Origin of the sequence: Curtobacterium sp. MCBD17_030, assembly GCF_003224255.1 — a bacterium.
Classification (GTDB): domain Bacteria; phylum Actinomycetota; class Actinomycetes; order Actinomycetales; family Microbacteriaceae; genus Curtobacterium.
The window spans coordinates 89131-100038 of record NZ_QKLI01000011.1; the positions used below are offsets into that span (position 1 = coordinate 89131).

General features: G+C 69.9%; 11 protein-coding genes and 1 tRNA gene. 9 read left to right on the forward strand and 3 right to left on the reverse strand.

Translation table 11 applies throughout. From position 1 onward, the window contains the following. Positions 1 to 52 precede the first annotated feature (52 nt). From glp to DEI89_RS11155, 7 genes are all read left to right on the forward strand, one after another. The gene (gene glp / locus DEI89_RS11130) at positions 53 to 1345 is read left to right on the forward strand and encodes a gephyrin-like molybdotransferase Glp (RefSeq protein WP_110904111.1); all 1293 of its coding nucleotides are present in this window, start codon (positions 53 to 55) and stop codon (positions 1343 to 1345) included. Continuing rightward, complete coding sequence (gene moaC, locus DEI89_RS11135) at positions 1342 to 1812, forward strand: cyclic pyranopterin monophosphate synthase MoaC (protein WP_110904112.1); 471 nt, start codon at positions 1342 to 1344, stop codon at positions 1810 to 1812. The genes glp and moaC overlap by 4 nt, the downstream gene beginning before the upstream one ends. Next, positions 1809 to 2324 (forward strand): molybdenum cofactor biosynthesis protein B, encoded by a 516-nt coding sequence (locus tag DEI89_RS17695; protein WP_181421601.1) that lies wholly within the window; start codon positions 1809 to 1811, stop codon positions 2322 to 2324. The genes moaC and DEI89_RS17695 overlap by 4 nt, the downstream gene beginning before the upstream one ends. Further along, positions 2321 to 2758, forward strand: coding sequence for a molybdenum cofactor biosynthesis protein MoaE (locus tag DEI89_RS17700; protein WP_181421602.1), 438 nt, complete (start codon positions 2321 to 2323; stop codon positions 2756 to 2758). The genes DEI89_RS17695 and DEI89_RS17700 overlap by 4 nt, the downstream gene beginning before the upstream one ends. A 132-nt stretch (positions 2759 to 2890) precedes the next feature. Further along, a complete protein-coding gene (locus DEI89_RS11145; RefSeq protein WP_110904114.1) occupies positions 2891 to 3289 on the forward strand; it encodes a PLD nuclease N-terminal domain-containing protein in 399 nt (132 codons plus the stop codon). Then, entirely contained in the window at positions 3286 to 3963 is a 678-nt protein-coding gene (locus DEI89_RS11150) for a hypothetical protein (RefSeq protein ID WP_146236760.1), read from the forward strand. Before DEI89_RS11145 ends, DEI89_RS11150 begins: the two co-directional genes overlap by 4 nt. Before the next feature lie 207 nt (positions 3964 to 4170). After that, positions 4171 to 6024: an ABC-F family ATP-binding cassette domain-containing protein gene (locus DEI89_RS11155; protein WP_110904116.1), complete on the forward strand. Its 1854-nt coding sequence runs from the start codon at positions 4171 to 4173 to the stop codon at positions 6022 to 6024. Between the two features lie 28 nt (positions 6025 to 6052). Here DEI89_RS11155 and DEI89_RS11160 read toward each other — a convergent pair whose 3' ends face one another. Further along, on the reverse strand, positions 6053 to 6547 hold the full coding sequence (locus tag DEI89_RS11160) for a MarR family winged helix-turn-helix transcriptional regulator (RefSeq protein WP_110904117.1): 495 nt from the start codon (positions 6545 to 6547) through the stop codon (positions 6053 to 6055). 79 nt (positions 6548 to 6626) lie between these two features. Here DEI89_RS11160 and DEI89_RS11165 point away from each other — a divergent pair. Next, positions 6627 to 6698, forward strand: a tRNA-Gln gene (locus DEI89_RS11165). A gap of 245 nt (positions 6699 to 6943) precedes the next feature. Here DEI89_RS11165 and DEI89_RS11170 read toward each other — a convergent pair. Further along, positions 6944 to 8788, reverse strand: a complete 1845-nt coding sequence (locus DEI89_RS11170) for a hypothetical protein (protein ID WP_110904118.1) — start codon at positions 8786 to 8788, stop codon at positions 6944 to 6946. Further along, complete coding sequence (locus DEI89_RS11175; protein ID WP_146236761.1) at positions 8785 to 10041, reverse strand: phage integrase family protein; 1257 nt, start codon at positions 10039 to 10041, stop codon at positions 8785 to 8787. The genes DEI89_RS11170 and DEI89_RS11175 overlap by 4 nt, the downstream gene beginning before the upstream one ends. A 78-nt stretch (positions 10042 to 10119) precedes the next feature. Here DEI89_RS11175 and DEI89_RS11185 point away from each other — a divergent pair, with 78 nt between their 5' ends. Continuing rightward, positions 10120 to 10689 (forward strand): Helicase associated domain protein, encoded by a 570-nt coding sequence (locus tag DEI89_RS11185; RefSeq protein ID WP_110904121.1) that lies wholly within the window; start codon positions 10120 to 10122, stop codon positions 10687 to 10689. Positions 10690 to 10908 lie beyond the last annotated feature (219 nt).

The window sequence follows — 10908 nt, forward strand, 5'->3', positions numbered from 1 at the left end:
CGCGAGCGGTGCGTCGTCCGATGCGCCGCGTCAGGACCATTCGGAGGCGCGCGTGCGAACGATCGGTCAGCACCGGGAAGCAGTCCAGGCGCTCGTCGAGCCGGTGCTGCCCGGTGGACACGGAGCGGGGCCCGGGTCGGGGTCGGGTTCTGCGTCGGTCGAGACGGTGTCGGTGGTCGACCTGGCGGTCGCGTCCGGCGCGGGGCGCGGGTACCGGGTCCTCGCGACGGCCGTCCCCGCGCCGACACCGCTGCCGGCGTTCGACAACAGCCAGATGGACGGGTTCGCCGTCCGCGCTGCCGATGCCGGCACCACGCTCCGCGTCGTCGCTCCGATCCCGGCCGGCCTCGTGCCCCCGCCGCTCGAGCCGGGCACCGCGGCACCGATCATGACCGGAGCGCGGATCCCCGATGGCGCCGACGCGGTGTTCCCGGTGGAGTCGACCCCGGCCGGCTCCTTCCCCGCGGCCCTCGACACCGAGTCCGTCCCGGTGCCGGACGACCTCGTCGCGGGGACCTTCGTCCGGGTCGCCGGATCGGACCTCCGCGCCGGAGCAGCCATCGCCAGGGCGGGACAACCCCTGACTCCCGCCGTCCTCGGTGCGCTCGCCGGGGCCGGGGTGACCACCGTCGAGGTGTTCCGCCGTCCCCGGGTTCTCGTCGTGTCGACCGGCAGCGAACTGCTCGACGACGATGCCGCGGGCGTCCGTGCGGCCGTCGACCTGCGCGCCGGTGCGGTCATCGGCGACGCGAACGGGGTGGCACTGTCCGCCGCGCTCTCCGAGGTGGGCGTCGAGACCCGCCGCGTCCGGGTGCCCGACGACCCTGAACGGTTCGTCGACGCGCTCAACCGCGCCGTGGGGGAGTGGGCCGACCTCGTCCTCACCACGGGGGGCATCAGTGCGGGGGCGTACGAGGTCGTCCGACAGGCTCTCGAGCCCCGCGGACTCGAGGTCACGGCGGTCGCGATGCAGCCCGGCGGTCCCCAGGCCCTGGGCAGCGTGACGATCGCCAGCCGGTCGGTGCCCGTCGTCGCCTTCCCCGGCAACCCCGTCTCGGCGCTGGTGTCCTTCGAGGTGTTCCTCCGCCCGGTCCTCGCCCGCGCCGCCGGCCTGCCCGGTACCCGTCCGAGCGCCGACGTGCCAAGTGCCGACTCCGCCACCTCACCCGCAGGCAAGCACCAGGTCCGGCGCGGCACGATCGTGGACGGCCGCGTGCAGTTCGTCGGCGGGCCCAGCTCACACCTGCTCTGGCACTACGCGGAGGCCACACACCTCGTCCACGTCCCGGTCGGCACCAGTCAGGTCGACGCGGGCGACGTCCTGACCGTCTGGAGCATCCGATGACCGACCTGTCCCACGTCCGCGCCGACGGCAGCGCGCACATGGTGGACGTCTCCGACAAGGACGTCACCGCTCGGTCCGCCACCGCCACCGCCACACTCGTGACCCGGGCGGACGTCGTCGCCCGCATCCTCGACGGCTCGCTGCCCAAGGGCGAGGTGATCGGCACCGCCCGGATCGCGGCGATCATGGCGGTGAAGAAGACGTCCGACCTCATCCCGCTCTGCCACCCGCTGCCGATCGCCGGAGTCGAGGTCGACATCACCGGCGCCGACGACCGCGTCGTGATCCAGGTGTCCGTCCGCACGACCTCCCGCACCGGAGTCGAGATGGAAGCCCTGACCGGCGCGAGCGTCGCTGCCCTGACCGTGTACGACATGGTCAAGGCCGTCGACCGGGCGGCGTCGATCACCGATGTCCGCGTGCTCGAGAAGCACGGCGGCCGTTCCGGCGACTGGAGCGCATCGTGACCGACGCCGCAACCGACCAGGGCCGCGCGGCCGTCCTCGTCGTGTCCACCTCGGCCGCCACCGACCCCGCGCTCGACCGCACCGGACCGGTCATCGCCGAGTGGCTCCGCACCCGTGGGTTCACCGTCGGCGACCCGGCGATCGTCCCCGACGGCGGCCCCGTCGCCGACACCCTCACCGCCGCCGTCACGGGTGGCGCCCGGATCGTCATCACCACCGGCGGCACTGGCGTCACGCCGACCGACCGCACCCCCGACGCCGTCGCGCCCCTGCTGGACCTGGAACTCCCCGGCATCGTCGAGGAGATCCGTCGCCGTGGCCTCGCCGGTGCCGGACCTACCGCGCTGCTCAGTCGCGGGGTCGCCGGGGTCGTCGGCGGCCGCGCCTTCGTCGTCACGCTGCCCGGGTCCCGCGGCGGGGTCGCCGACGGGCTGGCCGTGCTCGACGGACTCCTCGACCACCTGCTCGCCCAGCTGCACGGCGACGGGCACGCCCCGCGGAGCGCCTCGTGAGCGCCACCGCGGCCGAGCGGGTCGTCGTGGCGGACGTCGTCGACCGCGACATCACCGTCGACGAGGTGTCCGCGGTCGTGGCCTCCGACCAGGACGGTGCCGTGGTCACGTTCGCCGGCGTCGTACGCGACCACGACGGCGGCAAGGGCGTCACCGCTCTCGACTACGAGCGGCACCCGAGCGCCGGTGACGTCATCGCCTCGGTCGCCCGGACCATCGCAGAGCAACACCCCGAGGTCCGCGTCGCCGTGCTGCACCGCGTGGGCGCCCTCGGCATCGGGGACGTCGCGCTCGCCGCAGCCGTGGCGTCCGGACACCGTGCTGAGGCCTTCGCGGCCTGCGCTGCCTTGATCGACCTGGTGAAGGAGCAGGTGCCGATCTGGAAGCACCAGCGCTTCGCGGACGGGTCCGACGAGTGGGTCGCCGCGCTCTGACCTCTCCGCGAAAGCGACAGATCAGCGCCGGACTCTGCGGCTGATCTGTCGCTTCGGCGGAGTGACCAGCCGCACCGCCCCACGAAGGCGGGCGTAGCGGCTGGACTCAGCACACCCATAGGATCCGGAGCCATGGGAATCCTGCTGTCCGGCGTGAGCGTCGTCCTGCTCGTGTTCGCGTTGATCGACATCATCACGCGCACCGACAGCGAGGTCCGGGGCCTGCCCAAGGTCGCGTGGATCATCCTCGTGATCCTGCTGCCCGTCGTCGGCAGCATCGTCTGGTTCGCGATCGGGCACGACTGGGCTGCCGGCCCTCGGAACCACGGCCGGTACATCGAACCCACCCGCCACGAGGACCGCTACGCCACCCTCGGCGCCGCGAAGAGCGCCCACGGGGACAAGCGTGTCTCGAGCACCGAGCAGGAACTCGCCGAGCTCGAGCGGGAGATCGAGTACTGGGAGGCGCAGGCGCGCCTGAAGCGGGCGAAGGAAGCGGCCGGCGAGGGCGACCCGACCCCGGCGACGTGAGCAGGGCCTCCAGGCCGGACGCCTGGGCCGCCGTGCCACCGCTGTCCGTCGACGACCGCCGGTGGGACCTGGTGGACCAGCGGTCTGCCTTCCTGTCGGGCGGCGACGAACCACCGACGCCGAGTGACCCGGACCACAGCCGGTGTCGTCGTGTCCGGCTGATCGCGGCGGCCGCTCTCGTCGTCCTCGCTGCTGCGGTCGGGGCGTGGCTGGCCGTGCAGACGACGATGCCCGCCCGACGGCCGTCCGACACGCAGTTCCTCATCGGCTCGGGCGTCTTCGTGCTGGGGCTCGTCGTGTGGGCGATCGGGGTCGCGCGGATCGTGCGGATCGGACGGGCGCACTCGCGGCGGGCGATGTGGTTCGACCCGCTGTCCGGGATGTCGATGCGCGAGCGGCGGGAGGTCGACCGTGTCCTCCGTGGTCGTGCACCCGCGGAGCCGCACCGGGTCCGGGTGCTCCGACGTCTGGCGCTCCTGCGACTGCGGCAGAGCGAGTGGACGCTCTGGTTCACCGCGGGGTGGGTGCCGTTGGCGGCGGGGCAGTCCCTCGCCGCGCGTGACGACTTCCTGCTCTGGGTCGAAGGCATCCTCGCGCTCGGGTTCGGGGCGATGTTCCTCGTCGTGATGATCCAGCGGGAGCACTGGCGGGCGTTCCTCGACCGGACGATCTGAGCCGCGCCTCCCGGCCGGCCGCCGTACCCGGCGCGAGCCGGACCCGCACAACGACATCGGGCTCGCGCCACGGGATCCCATGGCGCGAGCCGGATCTCGTTGTGCGCAGCCAGCCGGAACCGGCCCGCCAGCCGGAACCGGCCAGCCGCCCCCGCCTGACACCCACCCCTGGCGGACGCGACCCCCGCGTCCGCCTACCCTGGTCAGGTGGCTCATCTCCTCGGCGCCGAGAACGTGCATCTCGAGTTCCCCACCCGTGTCGTCTTCGACAGCGTGACCATCGGCCTCGACGAGGGCGACCGGATCGGCGTGGTCGGGCGCAACGGCGACGGCAAGTCGACGTTGCTCGCCCTGCTCGCGCAGCGCCTCGAACCGGACGATGGTCGGGTGACGCACCGTCGCGGGGTGACGATCGGCTACCTGGACCAGCGGGACATCCTGCCGGAGGGCGAGACCGTCGGGCAGGTCGTCGTCGGCGACCTCGCGGAGCACGAGTGGGCCGGCGACGCGAAGATCCGCGACGTGATCGGCGGCCTGGTGTCGGACATCCCGTGGGACGTCATGGTGGACGAGCTGTCGGGCGGGCAGCGGCGTCGGGTGGCGTTGGCGCGCCTCCTGGTCGGGGACTGGGACGTGCTGTTCCTCGACGAGCCGACCAACCACCTGGACGTCGAGGGCATCCAGTGGCTGGCCGAGCACATCAACCGCCGCTGGTCCGCGAACCAGGGCGGCATGGTCGTCGTGACCCACGACCGGTGGTTCCTGGACGCCGTGTCCACCGACACGTGGGAGGTGCACGACGGCGTCGTCGAGCCCTTCGAGGGCGGCTACGCGGCGTACATCCTGCAGCGCGTCGAGCGTGACCGGCAGGCCGCGTCGAGCGAGCAGCGCCGGCAGAACCTGGCCCGCAAGGAGCTCGCCTGGCTGCGCCGCGGCGCCCCGGCCCGCACGAGCAAGCCGAAGTTCCGCATCGACGCGGCGAACGCCCTCATCGACGACGTCCCGCCGATCCGCGACACGGTCGCGCTGTCCCAGATGGCGACGGCGCGCCTGGGCAAGGACGTGGTCGACCTCATCGACGCGGGCGTGTCCTTCGATGGCACGATGATCATCGAGGACATCGAGTGGCGCATCGCGCCCGGTGAGCGGACCGGCATCCTCGGCCCGAACGGCGCCGGCAAGTCCACGCTGCTCAACCTGGTCTCCGGCAAGCTCCAGCCGACCACCGGCCGGGTGAAGACGGGCAAGACGGTGCAGATCGCGGTCCTCGACCAGCAGCTCGCCGACCTCGCCCAGTTCGCCGACGACCGCGTCCGCGAGGTCGTGGCGCGCAAGAAGACCAGCTACGTCGCCGACGGCAAGGAGATGACGCCGTCGCAGTTGCTCGAGCGCCTCGGGTTCACGTCGGAGCAGCTCTCCACCCCGGTGAAGGACCTGTCCGGTGGGCAGAAGCGGCGCCTCCAGCTGATGCTCATCCTGCTCGACGAGCCGAACGTCCTGATCCTCGACGAGCCGACGAACGACCTCGACACGGACATGCTGGCCGCGATGGAGGACCTCCTCGACACCTGGCCGGGCACGCTGCTGGTCGTCAGTCACGACCGGTACCTGCTCGAGCGCGTCACCGACCAGCAGTACGCCGTCCTCGGCGGGCACCTCCGCCACCTGCCCGGTGGCGTCGACGAGTACATGAAGCTGCGTGCCGCGGGCACCGGCGGCGGGACCGCGTCGGCTGCTGCCGCGGCATCGGCCGGGAGGCCCGACACGGCCGGATCCTCGGCCGTCGCCGCCGCCTCGGGGCTGCGTCCGGCAGCGGCGACGGCTACGCCGACCCTGTCCGGCGCCGAGCGTCGCGTGGTCGAGAAGGAGATGTCGGCGCTCGACCGCCGCATCGGGAAGCTCGCCCAGGACCGGAAGAAGCGGCTCGACGCGTTCGCCGCGCACGACCAGTCGGACTACGAGGGGCTCGGCAAGCTGCAGGCGGAACTGACCGCGCTGGACGCCGAGGTCGAGCAGCTCGAGGAGCGGTGGCTCGAGGTCGCGGAGCAGCTCGGGGTGTGAGACTCCCCGCGCCGGTCGAGCCGGAAGGCTAGTCGCCGAGGCCCAGGATCAGTCGCCGGAGCAGTGCCGCCAGCTGGCCCCGCTCGCCGTCGGACACCCCGGCGAGGATCGCTCGCTCGGCTTGCAGCAGGTCCGCGATCGCCGCGTCCACCGCGCTCCGACCCGTCGGCGTCAAGGACACGAGGACGCCCCGGCCGTCGCGGGGGTCCGTCCGGCGAGCGACGAGCCCGCGGGCGGCGAGGCGGTCCACCCGGTTCGTCATCGTGCCACTCGTCACCAGGGTCTGCTGGAGGAGCGCCTTGGGGCTCAACTCGTACGGGTCGCCCGCGCGCCGGAGTGCCGACAGGACGTCGAACTCCCACGGCTCCATCCCGCCCGCCTCGAACGCCTGACGCCGGGCCCGGTCCAGGTGGCGGGCGAGCCGGTCCACCCGCGACAGGACGTCGAGCGGGGCGAAGTCCAGATCCGGACGCTCCCGACCCCACGCCGCGACGATCCGGTCGACCTCGTCCTCTGGCGGCATCCGTCCATCATGGCGTGGATCGGCGGCGCACGACCAGTGTCGGGCACATGGGAGGATGGTCTGGCTCCTGCGGGGGCGTTCCGCCTTGGTGTAATGGCAGCACGACGGCCTTTGGTGCCGTTAGGTCCGGGTTCGAATCCTGGAGGCGGAGCCGTGGCGTGTTCGGTCTTTGCGGGATTCCTGGTCATTCTTTTGTCTGTGAAGGCTGCTGGCGCCGCCAGAGTGTGGCTCAGCAGTGCTCTGGACCTCGTCCTGGCCGTTCGGTGAGCCCGAGCCCATGGCGAGCAGGCGGTTCCGTGAACGACGAAGGCCCCCTGACCTGTTTTCGGGCAGGGGGCATCGGCTCGATTGCCGAGCGAAGTCGTTGATTGTTCAGTTCGGGGCGAGCGAGGGCGCCTAGCCGAGGAGCTCGTCGATGGGTACGAGGTAGTACTCCGGGGGCTCGGAGTCCGCTTCGGTGGCTTCGAACGGCTCGACCCGTGCGTTCGGGTTCTGCTTGGCGTAGGTCATCCAGTGGTTGCGGTTCTTGGCGCTCAAGCGCTTGAGCGCGAGACGGTCCTGGAGGAAATGGATGAGGCGGCGGAGGTTCTGGGAAGCGGCGGCAAGCGCTGCAGCGATCTCTGCGAACCACGGGCCACGACCCCGGCGGTTCAGCGGGTCGTGAAGTCCCTCTGCCTGGGGGTCTTTCACTCGCGAGTTCACGGATTCGATCGTGTTGCGGAGTCCGTACCAGCGGCGCCACTCTTCGGACTTGTATTCGAACTCTTGTCCGAACTTGAGGTGCTTCGTCCCGTCCCCGTCGTTGCGCGGATCGGCAGTGAGGACGCCGGGGATCTTCACGGTCTTGCCGGGGATGGGGGTCTTGAACTGCTCACCGGTGGTCTTGTCGAAGTCGATGGGGTCGAGTCCGGTCGGGTAGAAGTACTGGCGCGAGCCGTCGGCGTTGTGGCGGCCCCGCGGCTTGAGTCGATACTTCGCGCGCTGCTCGCGACGCTTGGTGACGAGGTCATGTCCCGCGGCGAGCGTCGCCTCACGAGCCACGGGATTCGTCATCTTCGATGCGGCGATTCGAGTCTCCGCCCAGGTTGATTCGGCGAGCTTAAGGGTCTCGGGCATGAATGAGGGGTACCAGGAGCCGTCGCACATGACGAGGTCGTGCTTGCCGTCCTTGCTCGCGTAGTAGGCCTGGATGCCGAGCTTGTCGTGTGGGTAGTCCATGACGGCGTTCGCGCCGTGCGCTGCGATGGGGAGCTGGAAGTCCTCGGACTTCGCGCCGGGCAGGTACGCGCGGTCAGCGATGACCGTCGTGATCGGAATGCCGCGTTCCTTGCAGGAATCGAGGAAGCGCTTGCCTTGGCCATGCACTTCGCCGGGCTTGTGGCCGCCGAACCAGATGATGAAGAGTGGAGCGTCGATGTCCGCTCCAGGACTGTTCCGGGTGAGCGTGCCGAGTTCGGCTTCGCGACCGAAGATGCGCTTGCTGGGAGCAGAGTTCGTGCCGTCGTGGTCACCCTCGCGAACGTAGAAGCCGCAGCCGTAGTTGACGGATGCGGTGTCGTCGCCCGTCATGTTGTCGAGGTTCTTCTGCATGCCGGCGACGGGTACGACGGTTGCATCGATTGCCGCAGTGCCGTGCATGCGTTCGCGGAGCTCCTTGGGAAGAAGGAGCCAGGTCCCTTGGAGCAGCTGGTTGCAGATGGTCATCATGCGTCCCTCGAGCAGCTCTAGGCGCTCGGGGTCAGAGTAGAACTCCTCCTCGATCTCGGCAAGACGCGCCGGGCTCGGGCGTCGCCAGCGGGGGCCGGGGTCGCGGTCGAGCAGGTCTTTGAGGCGGTGCACTGCCCGCCAGTAGGCGTCGTAGAGGTCTCCTCGGTCGAAGATGCTGGGGTCGATGCCGAGCATTTCGAGCTCTTCGTTCGTTGAGTCGACGAGGAGGTCAGCGCCCGTGCGGATGCTGACGGTGCCTTTTACGCGCATTGTGACGAACATCAGCGCCATGGCGCTCGTCGTGCTCATGTACGCGTGGCGGCCTCGGCGGGACGGGTGGTCCTCTAGCCAGTACTGCTCAAGGAGTTCCTCGATGCCACCGAGTGCAATGACCTTGCTCGTCTCCCGGACGGCCCGGTGGAAGGCGTCTCGTTTGCCCATCTTGAGGTACATGAGCATCGACATGCCGAAGCAGTCCTGCATCCACTGTTCGGCCTTCTCGAAGTCGTGATGCTTCGCCTTCGGAGCGGTCATCGTGTTACCGCCTCGGCGCGGAGCTGCTGGCGGTAAGACGCAGCGCCGAGAGCGGGAACGTGGGCGACGAGTTGGTCGAGGTGTTCGAACTTGGTGACGCCTGCGGCGGTCATCAGTGCCCGCATGTTCGTGCCGGCGATGAGGTGGGTGATGATCCACGTGTTCCGCATGCGCGTGGTCACTGGGTCGGGCTCGTTGCCGCGGTCCGTGTCGTAGAGGAACGTGGTGAGGGTGCTGATGCCGTGCTTGACGCGCTTGGGTGAGCCGAACACCCAGTCGTCCTCGGCGACATTCGCAATCGCGTTGAGGAGCAGGGGCTCGAAGCGTGCGAGAAGGGGCACCGCGCGTCCGGTGCATGCGACGCTGACGAGGATCCCGTCGGCGTCGACGGTGATGTCGCGTCGGCGGACCTGGAGCAGTTCGTTGGCTTTCAGGCCAGCCCCGGTGCAGAGAGCGAGGACGACGCCAGCGCTGCGGCGGCGCGCGGCAGTTGACTGGCCGGTTGCCCAGCTTTCTAGCAGGTGCAGGTCGAGGTCGTCGTAGGGAGCAGCAGTGCTCTGAGGCGAGGTTGCGGAGAACTCGAGCGGGACGGTGCCGACGAGCGCTTCGGACATGCGCATTAGCAACGACCGGTACGTGCGGCGGGTCGTGTCGGTCCAGGTGACATCGGCCCGGGTGACGTAACGGCGGACCATCACCGGGTGGAACACGACCATCGTTTTGGTCGGGTAGCCGTTGATGTTGACGACCCAGTCGACGTACGGCGCCGCGACGACGAGGAGACGCTCAGCCGTGATCGTTGACGCCGCGGCAGCCTCGGCCGAGGCATCGAGCACGAAACGACGGATCTGATCCCAGCGGTCCGCAGGGAACGTCGGGACGTACGTCACCGCAGCCGCCAGGAGCAGTAGGCAGGCGCGGCGTGCTTCGACGAGTTGGTGGCTGAGCCGATTCGGAGTCGTTCGCATGCCGTCCCTATGCGGGACGCTCCCGTCCGGGTCGGCCGTGAAATCCAAGATCGATGATCCGACGCCTTCGGTTCCCACTGCTGGCGCGGATTGCAGCGCGACACGCCCGGGTTTCTCAGTGCCACCGTATGTGACCCGTTCGAGGGCATTTCGGGCCTTGCATGCGACGAAGGTGAGGAGGGCGCGTGCATGCGGTTCGCGCTCCTCTCCTGCGTCGTGGACCCGGTAACCGTAGTGATCCGCTCCGCCCAGTTGGTCCTGTTCGTGGACCCGGCCGGCGGACATGCCGTTCCGCCAGCAAAGTTCTGACCCGTTCCGCGCATACCCGCTCCGCGACCGAAAGCCGGTCGCGGAGAGGAACCCATGCCCGCCCCTACCCCCTCCCTTGCTCTCCTGCGGTCCGAGTACGAAGCACTCAGCGCGCTGCCGACACGGCAGCTCACCCTCGATCAGCGACGCAGCATCGACTACTTCTTCGCCGACATCGACGAGACCGCAGCAGTCGAACCGTTCGTGCGTCGATGGATCATGCGTGTGCACGGCCTGGACGCGTTCGTTGCACAACACGCTCGGATGCCTCGCGCAGATTCGCGGCGGCCACGTCCAGCGACCGACGAGCAGGCGCTGGTCGACACGGTGGCGTACTTCCGTCAGGCGCACGCCTCGGGTGGCTACCTTGATTACCAGAAGCGGCGGCTGGAGGCGGTTCCGGGCTTCGCGTGGTCCCCGCGCGACTCGACGTGGTCTGCGCGCTTTGCTGAGCATCAGGAGTTCTGGGAAGCGCACGGGTTTGCTCCGCGGCGCCGCTCGTCCGACCCGGCAGAGGTGATGATCGGGCGGTGGGTTGCGCATCAGCGCGCGCTCGAGAGCCGCGGGCAGCTCCGCGCCGACCGGGCAGCACGGCTCCGCGCGGCACGCTACCGGGTGCTTTGACCGCGGGCTTCGGCAAGCAGACGTCGCCGATGAACCGCGGTGTGCAGGTCTGGGACGTGGACGAGGGACGCTGCGAGATGTGCTGCTTTGGTGGTGCCGGCAGCGCGCATGAGCAGGTCGGCGGGCGTTTGTGCGGCGAGGTTGTTCCGCCCCGGGTCTGATGGAGGCTCTCAATCCACGGGAGGATGAGAGTCATGGGAGCACCGAGGAAGTACCCGG